This is a genomic window from Pasteurella multocida, from assembly GCF_900187275.1.
GTDB classification, from domain to species: Bacteria; Pseudomonadota; Gammaproteobacteria; order Enterobacterales; family Pasteurellaceae; genus Pasteurella; species Pasteurella multocida.
Map to the genome: position 1 here is coordinate 1,844,264 of NZ_LT906458.1, position 16,786 is coordinate 1,861,049.

The 16,786-nt window shown below is 42.3% G+C and carries 17 protein-coding genes; 14 read left to right on the top strand and 3 right to left on the bottom strand.

Going from position 1 to position 16,786, the window contains the following annotated elements; translation table 11 throughout:
* Positions 1-7 precede the first annotated feature (7 nt).
* The 9 genes from CKV69_RS08525 (at position 8) to CKV69_RS08565 (ending at position 8,616) form a co-directional block, all read left to right on the top strand.
* A complete protein-coding gene (locus tag CKV69_RS08525) occupies positions 8-682 on the top strand; it encodes a fumarylacetoacetate hydrolase family protein (protein WP_015702564.1) in 675 nt (224 codons plus the stop codon).
* A 13-nt stretch (positions 683-695) separates the two neighbouring features.
* Complete coding sequence (locus CKV69_RS08530; protein ID WP_005724337.1) at positions 696-1,460, top strand: fumarylacetoacetate hydrolase family protein; 765 nt, start codon at positions 696-698, stop codon at positions 1,458-1,460.
* Between the two features lie 20 nt (positions 1,461-1,480).
* Complete coding sequence (hpaE, locus tag CKV69_RS08535) at positions 1,481-2,941, top strand: 5-carboxymethyl-2-hydroxymuconate semialdehyde dehydrogenase (protein ID WP_005755124.1); 1,461 nt, start codon at positions 1,481-1,483, stop codon at positions 2,939-2,941.
* 18 nt (positions 2,942-2,959) lie between these two features.
* On the top strand, positions 2,960-3,805 hold the full coding sequence (hpaD, locus tag CKV69_RS08540; RefSeq protein WP_005724341.1) for a 3,4-dihydroxyphenylacetate 2,3-dioxygenase: 846 nt from the start codon (positions 2,960-2,962) through the stop codon (positions 3,803-3,805).
* Positions 3,806-3,883: 78 nt separating this feature from the next.
* A complete protein-coding gene (locus CKV69_RS08545; RefSeq protein ID WP_015702566.1) occupies positions 3,884-4,267 on the top strand; it encodes a 5-carboxymethyl-2-hydroxymuconate Delta-isomerase in 384 nt (127 codons plus the stop codon).
* A 42-nt stretch (positions 4,268-4,309) separates the two neighbouring features.
* Positions 4,310-5,509, top strand: a complete 1,200-nt coding sequence (locus tag CKV69_RS08550) for a Bcr/CflA family multidrug efflux MFS transporter (protein WP_015702567.1) — start codon at positions 4,310-4,312, stop codon at positions 5,507-5,509.
* Between the two features lie 13 nt (positions 5,510-5,522).
* Positions 5,523-6,326 carry a 2-oxo-hept-4-ene-1,7-dioate hydratase gene (hpaH, locus tag CKV69_RS08555; protein ID WP_015702568.1) on the top strand — a complete coding sequence of 268 codons (804 nt, stop codon included), beginning with the start codon at positions 5,523-5,525 and terminating at the stop codon, positions 6,324-6,326.
* Between the two features lie 19 nt (positions 6,327-6,345).
* Entirely contained in the window at positions 6,346-7,152 is an 807-nt protein-coding gene (gene hpaI, locus CKV69_RS08560) for a 4-hydroxy-2-oxoheptanedioate aldolase (protein ID WP_015702569.1), read from the top strand.
* Positions 7,153-7,170: 18 nt separating this feature from the next.
* Complete coding sequence (locus tag CKV69_RS08565) at positions 7,171-8,616, top strand: NAD-dependent succinate-semialdehyde dehydrogenase (RefSeq protein WP_015702570.1); 1,446 nt, start codon at positions 7,171-7,173, stop codon at positions 8,614-8,616.
* Between the two features lie 176 nt (positions 8,617-8,792).
* Here the strand turns inward: CKV69_RS08565 and pckA are convergent, their stop codons facing one another.
* The 3 genes from pckA to nudE form a co-directional block, all read right to left on the bottom strand.
* Positions 8,793-10,409, bottom strand: a complete 1,617-nt coding sequence (gene pckA / locus CKV69_RS08570; RefSeq protein ID WP_005724363.1) for a phosphoenolpyruvate carboxykinase (ATP) — start codon at positions 10,407-10,409, stop codon at positions 8,793-8,795.
* Between the two features lie 199 nt (positions 10,410-10,608).
* Positions 10,609-11,316, bottom strand: coding sequence for a hypothetical protein (locus CKV69_RS08575; RefSeq protein WP_015690968.1), 708 nt, complete (start codon positions 11,314-11,316; stop codon positions 10,609-10,611).
* Positions 11,317-11,507: 191 nt separating this feature from the next.
* On the bottom strand, positions 11,508-12,059 hold the full coding sequence (gene nudE, locus CKV69_RS08580; protein WP_005718226.1) for an ADP compounds hydrolase NudE: 552 nt from the start codon (positions 12,057-12,059) through the stop codon (positions 11,508-11,510).
* Positions 12,060-12,145: 86 nt separating this feature from the next.
* Here nudE and yrfG point away from each other — a divergent pair, with 86 nt between their 5' ends.
* The 5 genes from yrfG to zwf all read left to right on the top strand — a co-directional run bounded on the left by yrfG (position 12,146) and on the right by zwf (position 16,741).
* Entirely contained in the window at positions 12,146-12,802 is a 657-nt protein-coding gene (yrfG, locus tag CKV69_RS08585; protein WP_016533743.1) for a GMP/IMP nucleotidase, read from the top strand.
* A 6-nt stretch (positions 12,803-12,808) separates the two neighbouring features.
* Complete coding sequence (hslR, locus tag CKV69_RS08590) at positions 12,809-13,231, top strand: ribosome-associated heat shock protein Hsp15 (RefSeq protein WP_005724378.1); 423 nt, start codon at positions 12,809-12,811, stop codon at positions 13,229-13,231.
* A gap of 84 nt (positions 13,232-13,315) precedes the next feature.
* Complete coding sequence (gene hslO, locus CKV69_RS08595) at positions 13,316-14,182, top strand: Hsp33 family molecular chaperone HslO (RefSeq protein WP_005718232.1); 867 nt, start codon at positions 13,316-13,318, stop codon at positions 14,180-14,182.
* Between the two features lie 173 nt (positions 14,183-14,355).
* Positions 14,356-15,183: a 3'(2'),5'-bisphosphate nucleotidase CysQ gene (gene cysQ / locus CKV69_RS08600; protein ID WP_005718234.1), complete on the top strand. Its 828-nt coding sequence runs from the start codon at positions 14,356-14,358 to the stop codon at positions 15,181-15,183.
* A gap of 67 nt (positions 15,184-15,250) precedes the next feature.
* Positions 15,251-16,741, top strand: coding sequence for a glucose-6-phosphate dehydrogenase (zwf, locus tag CKV69_RS08605; RefSeq protein ID WP_005718235.1), 1,491 nt, complete (start codon positions 15,251-15,253; stop codon positions 16,739-16,741).
* The last annotated feature ends 45 nt before the right edge of the window (positions 16,742-16,786 follow it).

Below are 16,786 nucleotides of genomic sequence, written 5' to 3' on the forward strand. Positions count from 1 at the left end.
GGAAATTATGTCTGTCTCTTTAGCTAAACAGATTACCCAACTCAATACTGCGCATAAACCTACGGTGTTTGTCATTGCGTTGAACTCAACCCAATTATTGCAACGTTGCCAAGCTCAGTTTGAACAAGCGCCTTATCAAGCGCTACCGAAAACCCCAGTTATCTATGTGTTGCCGGAAGCGACACATAATCGCAGTGGGGCGAACGTGTCGCTCCCTGCGGGGAAAAAACAGCTCAGAATTGAACCGCACTTGGCGGTAGTGTTTGGTCGAGATACCTCACGAGTTTGTGTGGAACAGGCGATGCACTACGTATCCGGGTATTTGCCGGTAGCACTGTATTCTTTACCCCATGACAGCTATTACCGTCCCGATATTGAGGGGCGTTGCCAAGAGGGCTTCTGTGTTTTAGGGCAAGAAGTGTTAAAAAGTGCGGTGAAAAATCCCACAGAATTGACGGTGAATGTTGCGATTAATGGTGCGGTGAAAAAGCACTATGTGCATTTAGCCATGAAACATTCGATTCCTGAGTTGATCAGTTTTTTAAGTCAATTTATTGCTTTTAAAGCGGGCGATATTTTGCTGACCGGCACAGAGGATATGCCACTCCTTGTGGGCGCTGGCGATCAGGTATCCGTTGAGTTTGCTCAACTGGGTTGTTTAACCAATACGGTAACTGAATGAGGTAAGCAGGATTATGAGTAAATATGCAAAAGTGATGTATCAAAATCAAATCCATAGCGTAGAAGTGCGACCAAATGGCTTGTTAACCGATCAACAACAATTATTGCCGAGTGAAGCGGTAACTTGGTTACCACCAGCCAGTGGCATGATGTATGCCTTAGGCTTGAATTACGCCGATCACGCCTCTGAATTAGATTTTAAGCCACCTGAAAAGCCCCTTGTGTTTGTGAAAACCCATCACACTTACACCGGTCACAACAGCACCACGTGGCGCCCTGATAATGTGGACTATATGCATTATGAATGTGAGCTGGTAGTGGTGATTGGTAAAACAGCAAAAAATGTAAAACGGGATGAGGCGATGGATTATGTGGCGGGTTATACCCTGTGTAATGATTATGCGATTCGTGATTATTTGGAGAACTATTATCGCCCAAATTTACGCGTGAAAAATCGTGTGGGCACGACCCCTGTTGGTCCTTGGATTGTGGATAAAGCAGATGTGAAAGATCCGATGAACTTAACTTTAAGAACATGGGTCAATGGCGAGTTGTGTCAAGAAGGGAATACCAAAGACATGATCTTTGATATTGCGTACCTCATTGAACACCTCTCCCATATTACTACATTACAACCGGGCGATATGATCGCCACAGGCACACCAAAAGGGTTAGCGGATGTGAAACCGGGTGATTGCGTAGAAATTGAAATTGAGCAAATTGGCAAATTGACGAACTACATTGTGAGTGAAACGGCCTTTTTTGCGCAAAACGTATAAATATAAAAGGAGACAACCTTATGATTAAGCATTGGATAAATGGTAAAGAAGTCGCCAGTGAGGAAACCTTTGACAACTTTAATCCTGCAACAGGTGATGTGATTTGTCAGGTTGCCTCTGGCGGTGAAAAAGAAATTAATGCGGCAGTTCAAGCAGCAAAAGACGCGTTCCCAAAATGGTCAAAAACACCAGCCAAAGAACGCGCCCGTTTGATGCGTAAGTTAGGTGAATTAATTGATCAAAATGTGGCGAAATTGGCCGAATTGGAAACTTTAGATACGGGCTTACCCATTCATCAAACCAAAAACGTGCTCATTCCTCGTGCCTCGCATAACTTTGATTTCTTTGCGGAAGTTTGTACGCGCATGAATGGGCATAGCTATCCAGTCGATGACAAAATGCTCAACTATACCCTTTATCAACCCGTTGGGGTATGTGGCTTGGTTTCCCCATGGAACGTGCCATTTATGACAGCAACCTGGAAAACTGCACCTTGTTTGGCATTAGGTAATACTGCGGTACTTAAAATGTCCGAGCTTTCACCTTTAACCGCAAATGAATTAGGGCGTTTAGCCTTGGAGGCAGGTATTCCTGAAGGGGTTTTCAATGTGGTGCAAGGTTTGGGTTCAACGGCAGGTCATGCGTTAGTCACACACGATGACGTGCGTGCGATTTCATTTACCGGTGGCACGGCGACAGGTAAGCATATTTTAAAACATGCCGGTTTGAAAAAATATTCAATGGAGTTAGGGGGCAAATCCCCAGTGTTGATTTTTGATGATGCGGATTTAGATCGCGCTTTAGATGCGGCATTGTTCACCATTTTCTCGCTCAATGGCGAGCGTTGTACTGCGGGTTCACGGATTTTTATTCAAGAAACAGTGTATGACGAGTTCGTGAAACAATTTGCAGCACGTGCAAAACGGTTAATCGTGGGCGATCCGCAAGATTTCAATACCCAAGTAGGTTCTATGATTACCCGTCAACATTATGACAAAGTGACAGGCTATATCCGCATTGGTCTAGAAGAAGGCGCCACCTTACTTGCCGGCGGTTTAGAACGCCCGCAAAACTTACCAGCACATTTACAAAAAGGTCACTTTATTCAACCAACGGTCTTTGCTGATGTTGATAACCGTATGCGTATTGCACAAGAGGAAATTTTTGGTCCGGTAGTGTGTTTAATGAAATTTAAAGATGAAGCAGAGGCATTACGTTTGGCAAATGACGTGGAATACGGTCTGGCTTCTTACATTTGGACAAAAGACATTGCGAAAGCATTGCGTTTATCCAATGGCATTGAAGCGGGGATGGTCTTCGTCAACAGTCAAAACGTACGTGATTTACGTCAACCGTTCGGTGGCATCAAAGCCTCAGGTATTGGACGCGAAGGCGGCGAATACAGCTTTGAAGTCTTTGCTGAATTGAAAAATGTGTGCATCTCAATGCACGATCATCCAATTCCTCGCTGGGGATTATAAAATTAAAGGAGCAACAATATGGGTAAACTCGCTTTAGCTGCCAAGATTACACATGTTCCGTCAATGTATTTGTCAGAACAACCGGGCAAACATTATGGTTGCCGTGCTTCCGCCATTGAAGGTCACAAAGAAATTAGCCGACGTTGTCGTGATTTGGGGGTCGATACGATCATCGTATTTGATACACATTGGCTGGTGAATAGTGCATATCATGTGAACTGTTGTTCGCATTTTGAAGGGGTTTATACCAGTAATGAGCTCCCGCACTTTATTCGTGATATCACTTTTAATTATGAAGGCAATCCTGAATTAGGTCACATGATCGTCAAACATGCGGTGGCGAAAGGGGTGCGCGCTCAGGCACATGAGATTGATAGCCTGAAATTGGAATACGGCACGTTGGTTCCAATGCGTTATATGAACGAAGATAAAGCCTTTAAAGTGATTTCCATTGCGGCATTCTGCACCTCGCATTCATTCGAAGATAGTCGCAAGCTCGGTGAGGCGGTATTAGACGCCATTAAAGAATACGATGGCATTGTTGCCGTGTTAGCCAGCGGCTCGTTATCACACTACTTTATTCCCGATCATTTAGCCAAAGACGGGATGAACAGCTATACCCGTGAATTTGAGCGCCAAATTGATTTGCATGTAGTGGATATGTGGCGTAAAGGCAATTTCAAAGACTTTTGCAAAATGTTACCGGAATACGCGGAATTCTGTCGCGGTGAGGGCAATATGCACGATACAGTAATGTTGCTCGGTATGCTGGGTTGGGATAAATACGATAAGCCAGTTGAAATCTTGACGGATTTATTCCCAAGTTCCGGTACGGGACAAATTAACGCCGTCTTCCCGGTGTAATCAGCACAAGTGCGGTTGGTTTCTGACACTTTTTGCTAAACAGACCGCACTTTTCTCTTCATAAAAAGGAAAACATGCATGCCACACTTTATTGTTGAAGCCACCGAAAATTTGCGTGATGACGTGGATTGGCAACCGTTATTTAAACAGGTACATGATTATCTTGCCAATACTGGTATTTTCCCTTTAGGCGGCATTCGCAGTCGCGTGCATTGGGTGGATGTGTATCGTATGGCGGATGGGATAGAAGATGATGCTTTTGTGCATATCACGTTAAAGGTTGGTGCGGGACGTGATGAAGCCAGTTTAAAACCTGTCGGCGAACAGGTGTTTACACTGTTAACGAATTACTTTCAACCGCTATTTGAGAAACGCTATTTTGCGCTGTCATTTGAAATGGCGGAATTGCATCCGACCTTAAATTTCAAGAAAAACAATGTGCATTTGAGATTTAAGAAATAAGCCAATTGAGGCGATTTAACAGAGTGTCATGGAGGCGTCATTATGCCAGTAGCAACCAATACGACGTGGAATCAGACCGCACTTATCTGCTTCTTAGGCACGTTGGTGGGCTTTGGACCGCTTTCCATTGATATGTATCTGCCGTCTTTACCGACCATTGCGCAAGCTTTACATACCAGTATTGAATGGGTACAACTGTCCGTTAGTACCTTTCTGACGGGGTTTTGTGTTGGCATGTTGTTTTATGGTCCCTTATCCGATAAATATGGGCGCCGTATTATTTTGCTGATTGGCATGACGATTTATATTGTAGCAAGCATTGCGTGCAGTATTGCTACTAGCATTGAACAGCTGTTAGTCGCTCGTTTTTTACAAGCCTTTGGCGGTGGGGTAGGTCCAGTATTAGGGCGGGCGATTGTGCGTGATAGTTTCCCGCCACAGCGTATTACGCACGTGCTTTCTATGATGCAGTTAGTCACGATGCTTGCTCCTCTCTTAGCGCCTTTTATCGGCGGGATTGTGTTGTTATGGTTTGGCTGGGAAACTCAGTTCTTACTCTTAGCGTTAATTGGGGTGGTTTGTTGGTTAATTGCTTATTTTTTCTTAGCGGAAACCAATCAAGACCGCCATCAACGTCCGTTAAATCTTGGCACATTTTTTCAAGCATATTGTGGGATTTTGAAACAACCACAATCTTTCGGCAATATTCTTTGTTTAAGTGCCATGTTTGGTGGCATGTTTGCTTATGTAGCCGGTACGCCCTTTGTTTACATTGATTATTTCCATATTCCGCCTCAGGACTACGGATTTTACTTTGGCATCAATGTGGTTGGTATTGTGTTAGCAACTTTAATTAATAACTATTGTGTTAAACGTTATGCCGTCCAGCGTGTGTTAATGGCGGAAATGGGCTTAGTGGCATTGGCTGGCATGGCGTTTTTTCTGGCAGACACCGATTCCTTATTTGCCATAATGTTACCGCTTTTTATTTTTGTCGGGTTAACGGGGGCGATCACGCCTAATGTGATGACCAGTTTATTAAAACAGCATAGCCATGCAGCGGGGGCGGCGATGGCACTTGCGGCTTCGATGCAGTTTGCCGGTGGTTTTGTGGCAAGTGGGGCATTGTCTTACTTTTTTAACAACAGTCCGCAAACCATGCTTTGGGTCATGAGTACTTGCGCAGGTGTTGCCATTGTGGGCTTTATGATTACGTTAAAACCAAATTCAATTTCATCTTAAAGAGGGATTTTCTATGTTATCCGGAGCGATTATTCAACAGGCGGCACAACGTCTTAATGAAGCAGAAAAAACAGGCACGCAGATTTCACAATTTTCGTTAGCGTATCCAGAGATTACCATTGAAGATGCGTATGAAATTCAAAAAGCGTGGGTGGCGATGAAAATTGCAGAAGGACGCGTGTTGAAAGGGCATAAAATCGGCTTAACCTCAAAAGCGATGCAAAATAGCTCACAAATTAACGAACCAGATTATGGTGCCTTACTGGATGATATGTTTTTTGAGGAAAACAGTGAAATCCCTTTTGATCGTTTTATCGTGCCGCGCGTTGAGGTGGAATTAGCTTTTATTTTGAAAAAAGACTTATCAGGGCCAAATTGCACTATTTTTGATGTGCTAGATGCTACCGATTATGTGATTCCTGCGTTAGAAATCATTGATGCACGCATTGAACAATTTGACAGTAAAACTAAAGTGCCGCGTCGTGTATTTGATACTATTTCAGATAATGCCGCCAATGCTGGTGTGGTGTTAGGCGGACGTGCGATTAAACCGATGGACGTGGATTTACGCCGTGTAGCGGCGGTATTATACCGCAATGGTGTGGTGGAAGAATCCGGTGTGTCTGCGGCAGTTTTAAATAACCCAATTAAGGGTGTGGCGTGGTTAGCCAATAAACTGCATCCTTATGGTGTGACGCTTAAAGCCGGTGAAGTTATTTTGGGCGGTTCCTTTACACGTCCCGTCGCCGCCCGTCGTGGTGATACATTCCATGTGGATTACCATGAATTAGGCAGTATTTCGATGCAGTTTGTGTAATGGCAACGTGAGGCGTACAATGCAACTGAAAAATCACTTTAAACAAGCGTTAAAAGAGAAAAAACCGCAAATTGGCTTATGGGTCGGCTTAGCGGATGGCTATGCTTGTGAGCTTGCCGCCACTGCCGGATTTGATTGGTTATTGCTCGATGGTGAGCATGCCCCGAATGATCTACGCACCTTGTTACATCAGCTCCAAACCTTAGCCGCGTATCCTACTACTCCGATTATTCGCCCCGTGATTGGACAAACGCATACCATTAAACAACTGCTTGATATTGGGGCGCAGACCTTATTGGTCCCGATGGTGGAAACCGCTGAACAAGCGCGCGAATTGGTGAAAGCTATACATTATCCACCAAAAGGTGTGCGTGGCGTAGGCAGTGCCTTAGCGCGTGCGTCGCGTTGGAATAGTATTCCTCATTATCTACAACAAGCGGATGAAGAAATCTGTTTATTGGTGCAAGTGGAAAACAAAACCGGCTTACAGAACCTGAAAGAGATTGCTGAAGTCGATGGGGTCGATGGCGTTTTTATTGGACCTGCCGATCTGAGTGCGTCCTTAGGGCATTTAGGCAATCCATCGCATCCAGAAGTGCAACAAGCGATTGAACAAGCGATTGCCACCATTTGTGCAGCCGATAAAGCTGCCGGTATTTTGTATGCCGATGAAAAAATGGCAAAACACTATTTAGCACTCGGCTGTACGTTTGTGGCGGTAGGCGTCGATACCTCTTTGTTAATGCGTGCATTAAACGATCTTTCACAGAAGTTTAAGTCATCGAATGCACTAGAAAACACAGCTAGTGCGGACCAAATTTATTAATTGTTGGGAGGTATTTCAATGCAACAATTTTCCCTATTAAAAACCAAAGCCTATATTAATGGCGAGTATGTACAGGCAAAGGATCACAAAACCTTTGCGGTTACTAATCCAGCGAACCAACAAATCATTTGTGAGTTGCCAGATTTAAGCGCAGAAGAAACCGAATATGCGATTGCTTGCGCGGCACAAGCCCAGAAAAAGTGGCAAAAAGTCACGCCGAAAGAACGCGCGAATCTCTTACGCCGTTGGTATAACTTAGTCATTGAAAACCAAGAAGAATTAGCCCAATTACTGAGTTTAGAACAAGGTAAACCAATCAACGAAAGTCGCGGTGAGATTTTATATGGCGCCAGTTTTATTGAATGGTTCGCGGAAGAAGCCAAACGTATTTATGGCGACGTGTTACCACAGGATAAAGAAAATCATCGTTTATTAGTGATTAAACAAGGCATTGGTGTGGTGGCAGCGATCACCCCGTGGAACTTCCCAAATGCGATGATTACTCGTAAAGCCGCGCCAGCCTTTGCGGCAGGTTGTGCAATGGTATTAAAACCCGCACAGGAAACCCCACTTTCTGCATTAGCGTTGGCAGAACTGGCACACCAAGCGGGCTTACCTGCGGGGCTATTTAATGTGATTACTTCAACTCGCTCCGTTGAAATTGGCAAAGTGCTAACCGAACATCCAACGGTACGTAAAGTGACCTTTACCGGTTCGACCCGTGTGGGCAAAATCCTGATGGCGCAATCGGCGAGTACAGTGAAAAAATTGTCATTAGAACTAGGCGGCAACGCCCCGTCGATTGTGTTTGATGATGCGGATTTAGAGAATGCTATCGAGGGCATTATCGCCTCGAAATTCCGCAACAGTGGACAAACCTGCGTCTGTACTAACCGTATTTATGTGCAAGCCGGCATTTATGACCGTTTTGTGGAACAATTTAGCGCCAAAGTGGCCGCCTTTAAAGTGGGCAGTGCCAATGAAGCCGGTGTCAACATTGGACCATTAATCAGTCAAAGTGCAGTCAATAAAATCCAAGAACACATCGACGATGCCACCGCAAAAGGGGCAAATTTGGTGATCGGTGGTAAGCTTCATACGCGAGGCGGTACTTTCTTTGAACCGACCGTATTGCGAGATGTGACCCAAGCGATGTTAGTGGCAAAAGACGAAACCTTCGCCCCATTGGCACCGGTGTTTAAATTTGATACCGAAGCACAAGTGATCGAGATGGCAAATGATACTGAATTTGGCTTAGCCTCGTATCTTTACACCCAAGATATTTCTCGCATCTGGCGAGTTTCCGAAGCATTAGAATACGGTATTGTCGGCATTAACGAAGGCCTGATCAGCAATGAAATGGCGCCTTTTGGTGGCGTCAAAGAATCCGGCTTAGGTCGCGAAGGCTCTCGCTACGGCATCGACGAGTTTTTAGAAATCAAATACCTTTGTTTGAAAGTGTAAATTTGCATTAAATGAAAAAGCACAAGTGATAGCTTGTGTTTTTTTGTTATTCAATTTTGTGAAGATACGAGTAAAAGTGCGGTCATTTTCACCAACGTTTTGTTAAGTTGGTCGGCATAAAAAAACAGCCCGATTTTCATCGAGCTGTTTGGTTATTTATCACGTTAAGCGTTTAATTACGCTTTTGGACCTGCTGCCACTAAGGCTTTACCTTCATCGTTAGTGGTGTATTTTTCGAAGTTTTTCACGAAACGGGAAGCTAAGTCTTCTGCTTTCGCTTGCCATTGTGCTTTGTCTGCATAAGTATCACGTGGATCTAAGATTGCAGGGTCAACACCTGGTAATGCAGTTGGGATCGCTAAATCAAAGATTGGTAATTTGCCCATTTCTGCTTTTTCGATTGAACCGTCTAAGATTGCATCGATGATACCGCGCGTATCTTTGATTGAGATACGTTTACCTGTACCGTTCCAACCTGTGTTCACTAAGTAAGCTTCCGCACCTGCTGCTTCCATACGTTTCACTAACACTTCCGCATATTGTGTTGGGTGAAGTGATAAGAATGCTGCACCGAAACATGCTGAGAAAGTTGGTGTTGGTTCTGTGATACCACGCTCAGTACCTGCTAATTTCGCTGTGAAACCAGATAAGAAGTAGTATTTGGTTTGTTCTGGCGTTAATTTAGATACTGGTGGTAACACACCGAATGCGTCCGCAGTTAAGAAGATCACTTTCTTCGCATGACCTGCTTTTGATACAGGCGTTACGATGTTGTCGATGTGGTAAATTGGGTAAGAAACACGGGTGTTTTCTGTTTTTGAACCATCATCGTAATCCACTGAACCATCTGCGCGTACTACAACGTTTTCTAATAAGGCATCACGTTTGATGGCTTTATAGATATCTGGTTCGTTTTCTGGAGACAGTTTGATCGTTTTCGCATAGCAACCACCTTCGTAGTTGAATACGCCATCATCGTCCCAACCGTGCTCATCGTCACCGATTAATTGACGTTTTGGATCTGTTGAAAGGGTGGTTTTACCTGTACCTGATAAACCGAAGAACACAGCAACGTCGCCTTTTTCACCCACGTTGGCTGAACAGTGCATAGATGCGATGCCTTTTAATGGTAAGAAGTAGTTCATCATTGAGAACATACCTTTTTTCATTTCACCGCCGTACCAAGTACCACCGATTAATTGCACACCCTCAGTTAAGTTAAATGCCACAAAGTTTTCAGAATTTAGACCTTGTTCTTTCCAGTTCGGGTTAGTGACTTTAGAACCGTTCATTACCACGAAATCTGGTTTGAAGCCGACTAATTCTGCTTCTGTTGGACGAATGAACATGTTTTTCACAAAGTGTGCTTGCCATGCTACTTCTGTCACGATACGCACTGATAAACGGGTGTCAGCGTTTGCACCACAGAATGCGTCGATCACAAATAAACGTTTGCCAGAAAGTTGTTCTGTCACTAAGCCTTTTAAGCTTTTCCACGTATCTTGTGTCATTGGTTTGTTATCGTTTTTCGCCGCATCGCTTGTCCACCAAACAGTGTCTTTGGTTTTGTCATCAAGCACAATGTATTTATCTTTTGGCGAACGACCTGTAAAGATACCAGTATCAACCGCCACCGCGCCTGATTGTGTCACGATACCTTTTTCGTAACCTTCTAAACCTGGTTTGGTTTCCTCTTCGAACAATTGCTCATAACTTGGGTTATAAACGATTTCTTTTACATCATGAATACCAAGTGCACCAAGTTCGTTGATTACTTTATTTAAGTCAGTCATACGTTACCTCATAGAGTTAAGTTTTAAATGTTGAAAAATAATGCGAGCATTCTAATCAAATTTCTACCTAAAAACTGTTAGCTTGATCAAAATTTTGAAAAATGGCGAAAAATTTTTAACGTTATATGATTTATGTCAAAGAAAAGAGGCTGCCATGTCAGACAGCCTTTTGTATCAAGAAAATATGAGGAGATAATCGTTAGAATTTATATCCTATAGATAAACGTATAGCATCATTATTATAAGAAACTTGTTTATATGCTACCGTTTTTTGTGGGGATGAAGCAAAACTAATGCGTGATGAAGTATGATAATAACCGACTTCAGCTAAGAAATTATAATATTCTAAACCTAAGCTAATACCATAATAAGCGCCATCTTTCGCTGACATATTGATATTTGTTTTTTCTATATAGTCTTGTCCATTTCCTGTATAGTCATGGAGTATTACATTTAATGTAGTAGATTTTGTTCTATTAAATGCATAACCTAAATCACCTTTCAAGTACAGCATCGTATTTGGAGTAAAAGAGAAATTTTGTTTTAAAGTTGCGTAAAGAGGAATAGAACGATAGCGTGGGACTTGGTATTTTTCTGTTGCATTAACGTCTGCACCTGTTTCATTATGAATTCCATAACTAATGTGTTTAAAACTATTACGCTTGATAAAACCGACACCACCACCTAGTTCTGTTTGAGGTAACACATTATAAGTAAGTTCTAAGAAAGCACTTGGAGAAAAAGTATTTCTTTTGTGAGGGACTGAAAAATGATAGATACTCGGATCAACAGTATCAAAACGAGAAACGAGATCCACCCCAACTTTTCCGTACACATTGAAATTATTGTTTAGTGCCATCGCATTACTTGCTGTGAAAACAAGCATTCCTAAGATAATTTTTTGCATTTTAAACTCCATTTTAGTTGATAAACGGCTGAGAATTATACTTATTAGCACTAAAAAAACAATCGAGTTCAGTTTGTTTCTGAATCATTTATTGATTTAAAACAATACGTTTTTTTAATATAAATTAAGCGAATCCATAAAATAAGACAGCTTAATTGAGAGAGATGTGATGATATCGACCACTCATTTTTTTAACGATGTTTATTCTTTGTTAAAAAGTCACGTAGTGCATACAGTGCAACTAAATTACGTGCTTCACGGAATGTAGGATCTTGCAATAAGTCGTCTAATTGACAGAGAGGGAATCTGATTTGTTCTAGGGGTTCAGGCTCGTCGCCTTCCAGTTTGCAGGGATAAAGGTGCCGAGCTAAAAAGATATGCATCACGCTATTCATGTAACTTGGCGAGGTATTGACTGTGCGTAAATGAATGAATTCGTTAGCACCTAATCCCACTTCTTCTTTGAGTTCTCGATTAGCACTTTCTTCAGGTGTTTCATTGGGATCCATTAAACCTTTAGGGAAACCCAGTTCGTATTGTTCTGTGCCCATCGCATATTCTCGTACCATCAGTAATTGGTCATTTTCAATGGGTAGCACCATGACCGCAGCACGTCCAGTCCCTTTAAAGCGTTCATAAGTACGCTGAATCCCATTCGAAAATTGGAGTTCGACCGATTGAATCTCAAAAATACGTGATTTGGCAACCACTGACACAGAGAGGATTTCCGGTTTTTTATGCATATTCACCTCGTGGATAAGTGCAATTTTACAAAATTAGGGAATAACGATACCATAAACCGCATGACACCAAAAGGAAAGTGATGTGCATGATAGACATGAATTGGCAACAAATTGATACGGTAATTTTAGATTTAGACGGTACTTTGATTGATCTCTATTTCGATCATCATTTTTGGAAAACAGTGGTGCCACAAGCGTATGCGAAAAAATGTAATTTGGATCTTGCCACGAGTCGTCAGCTGTTAAAACAACGTTATGATGCGATTGAGCACAGTAAAGATTGGTATTGTTTAGATTTTTGGGCAAAAACGTTGGATTTGCCGTTACGTGAGTTATATCAGGCACAAGGACCAACACTGAAAGTGCGGTCAGATGTGGCACCCTTTTTACAAGCTGTGCGTAAGATGAACAAGCAAATGATATTACTTACGGACAGTAATCCATTTAGTTTAGCGCTTAAGTTACAATATTGCGATTTTGTTGCGACATTTGATTTATTGCTGTCAAGTCATCACTTTGGCGCCCCGAAAATTGAGCAACCACTGTGGCACAATTTACAACAAAAGCATTATTTTAACCCCGCACGGACATTATTTATTGATGATACTGAAAACGTATTGGATAGCGCGAAACAATTTGGTATTGCTTATACAGTTGGCGTGGAAAATCCAGACAGCAGTTTGCCAAACAAACGGTTCAAACGACATTTTTCAGTCAACAATTACCGCACTTTAGTGGAGTAAATAACAATGGCGAAAAAGAATAACGGGCATGAAAAAGAGGATGATGTTCGCCTAGATAAATGGCTTTGGGCTGCCCGTTTTTATAAAACACGTACTTTAGCAAAAGACATGATTGATGGCGGTAAAGTGCATTATAATGGGCAGCGCACGAAACCCAATAAAACGGTTGAAATTGGTGGTGTGATCAAACTTCGTCAAGGTAATGACGAAAAAGAAGTGGAAGTGCTTGCGCTTTCTACGCAACGTCGTGGGGCGCCAGAAGCACAATTGTTGTATCAAGAAACAGAAAAAAGCCTTGAACAACGTGCGAAAATGGCGATTGCACGTAAGATTAATGCATTAACGATGCCGCATCCTGATCGTCGCCCGAATAAAAAAGAGCGGCGTGATTTATTGAAATTTAAACATCAAGATAGCTTTTCATCTTGATGATGTGATTTACCTACTTTTCTTATTAAAGAAAGGAATATGGGGAAGCTGTGTGCTTGCCCTTAACCTGAATAAAGGCTTTTTATGACAGACAACACAGACAATGACAAACTGTATCGCTACCTTTTCCAAGATCGCGCGGTGCGCGGTGAATGGGTACGGTTAAACCAAACGTTTACTGATACGTTAAATACACATCAATATCCGAAAGTCATCCAAAACTTGCTCGGTGAAATGATGGTGGCGACCAGTTTATTGACGGCGACGTTAAAATTTGAAGGGGATATTACTGTTCAAGTACAAGGTGATGGACCATTAAAATTAGCATTAGTTAATGGCAATCATCAGCAGCAAATTCGCGCATTAGCGCGTTTACAAGCGGATGTCAGTGATGATATGAGTTTGGCGCAATTAGTCGGGAAAGGGGTATTAGTGATTACGATTGCACCGACAGAAGGCGAGCGTTACCAAGGCGTGATTGCGTTAGATAAGCCAACCATTACTGCCTGTCTTGAAGATTATTTTGTGCGTTCAGAACAATTGCAAACCCAGCTTATTATTCGTGCTGGCGAATTTGAAGGACAACCTGTGGCAGCCGGTATGTTGTTACAAATTATGCCGGACGGTTCAGGTTCTCCAGAGGATTTTGAACACTTAGCAACATTGGCAGCGACGGTGAAAGAGGAAGAACTATTTGGTTTAACAGCAGAAGAATTATTGTACCGTTTATATCATGAAGAGCGTGTTGAAATTTTCCCTTCACAGCCGATCTCATTTTTCTGTGGCTGCTCACAAGAACGTTCTGGTGCCGCATTGTTGTTGATTTCTGATGAAGAATTGGATGAAGTCTTGGCAGAGCATAACGGTACCATTGATATGCAGTGTGAATGTTGTGGGACGCATTATTTCTTCAATAAAGCAGCGATTATGCAATTGAAAGTAGAAAAATAAGTCTTGGTATTATGGATTTTGTTGCAGGCTATCAAGATATTTGATAGCCTGTTTTTCCTTTGCAGCAAACGATTTTATGAGAAAAACGCCGTCTTCTCACACAGTAGTTTAGGTATTGCATAGCATGAAGCGGGAAACTATGTTTGGCGCTTGTCTGTTTAAAAAGGTTATCTATGTTAGCACTTTCACCATCATTACTTGAAAAAACACTTGAAATCGCGGATCAAGCAGGAGATTTTTTAACGCGATTTTATACCGACTCAGGGCAAAATGCGTTAGCAATTCAAACCAAACAAGATAACACGCCAGTGACTGCCGTGGATTTATTTTTGAGTCAATTTTTAATTGAAAAATTGACCGCACTGACACCTGAGGTCCCGATTCTTTCCGAAGAGAGTTGTAAAATCCCCTTACAAGATCGTGCACATTGGGCAGAATATTGGTTAATTGACCCACTCGATGGAACCCAACAATTTATTAATCGCACCGATCAATTTTCCATTTTGATTACACTTGTCCAACACAATCAACCCGTCTTAAGCATTACCCATGCCCCTATTTTACAAACGACCTATTATGCTATGCAGGGCTTTGGTGCTTACAGAAGGCAGGGCAATCAACAAGAAAAGCTAAACAACCAAGCGCGACCTGAGCAGCGAAAAATCAAAATTGCTGTGGGAGTCGGGGGCGTTGAACGGAAAATTCAGCCCTTGTTAAATCCAGCTTATCAATATGAATTTTTGGTTTATGGTTCAAGTGGCTTAAAAGGCGGCTTAGTGGCCGATGGCACTTGTGATTGCTATATTCGAGTAGGAAAAACGGGTGAATGGGATACGGGGGCGGCTGAAATCCTCTTACGTGAAATGGGAGGTGCTGTGTTTGACTTTGCTTTTCAACCGCTTAGCTATAATCAGAGAGAAAGTTTTATTAATCCCAATTTTGTGATGGTAGCGAATACAGAATTTGATTGGCAGAAAATTTTTCAATTTCATTCGCACTAGGCATTATTTATTATAAGATGCGATATCTTATGACCTCTATTTTTAACAAACGGATTTCAGGAAAAAAATGAAAATTGAAGCAGACAACAATTGTATTGTAATTTTTGGTGCATCAGGTGATTTAACTTATCGTAAATTGATTCCTGCACTGTATAACTTATATAAAATCGGTCGTTTGACTGAGCATTTCTCCGTGTTAGGTGTGGCAAGAACGGAATTAAGTGATGAGGGTTTCCGTGAAAAAATGCGCCAAGCGTTGATCAAAAGTGAAAAAGCGAATGGCGAAACACTCGATCAATTTTGTAGCCACCTTTATTATCAGGCATTAAATACCGCGGATGCTGCCGATTATGGCAAGTTAATTCCTCGTCTTGATGACTTACATGATAAATATCAAACTTGTGGTAACACACTTTACTATTTATCTACGCCGCCAAGCCTTTATGGCGTGATTCCAGAATGCCTTGCGGCACATGGGTTAAATACTGAAGAGTTTGGCTGGAAGCGGTTAATTGTGGAAAAACCGTTTGGTTATGATATACGCACGGCAAAAGAACTCGATATTCAAATTCACCGTTTCTTTGATGAACACCAAATTTATCGTATTGACCACTATCTTGGTAAAGAAACGGTTCAAAATCTGCTTGTGTTGCGTTTTTCTAATGGATGGTTTGAACCACTCTGGAACCGTAATTTCATTGATTATATTGAAATCACGGGCGCAGAATCTATCGGTGTAGAAGAGCGTGGTGGTTATTACGATGATTCTGGCGCAATGCGTGATATGTTCCAAAACCATTTGTTGCAAGTGTTAGCCATGGTTGCGATGGAGCCACCAGCAATTATTAATGCCGACTCAATGCGTGATGAAGTGGCAAAAGTCTTGTATTGTTTACATCCATTAAGTGAGGATGACTTAGAAAATCATTTAGTCTTAGGGCAATATACGGCAGGCACAGTTGAAGGTGAAGCGGTTAAGGGCTACTTACAGGAAAAAGGTGTGCCGGCAGAGTCTAATACGGAAACTTACATGGCATTACGTTGTGAAATTGACAACTGGCGTTGGGCGGGTGTGCCATTTTATGTGCGTACTGGGAAACGGTTACCAAGTCGAGTGACCGAAATTGTGATTCATTTCAAAACCACACCACATCCGGTATTTAGCCAAAAAGCACCAGAAAACAAATTAATTATCCGTATTCAACCCGATGAAGCGATTTCGATGCGTTTTGGTTTGAAAAAACCGGGAGCAGGTTTTGAAGCAAAAGAAGTGTCGATGGATTTCCGTTATGCGGATCTTGCCTCACCAAGCTTACTGACCGCTTATGAGCGTTTATTATTGGATTCTATGAAAGGCGATGCCACTTTGTTTGCGCGTACTGATGCGGTACATGCCTGTTGGCAGTTTGTGGAGCCGATTTTACAATATAAAGCACAAAATGGGCGTGTTTATGAGTATGAAGCCGGTACTTGGGGACCGACAGAAGCCGACAAACTGATCGCGAAAACGGGTCGTGTTTGGCGTAAACCAAGTGGATTAATGAAAAAGAAAGTGTAATGTCCGCCTCTTTCGTAAGAAATGCGAGGGGCTAATGTGAGCAGA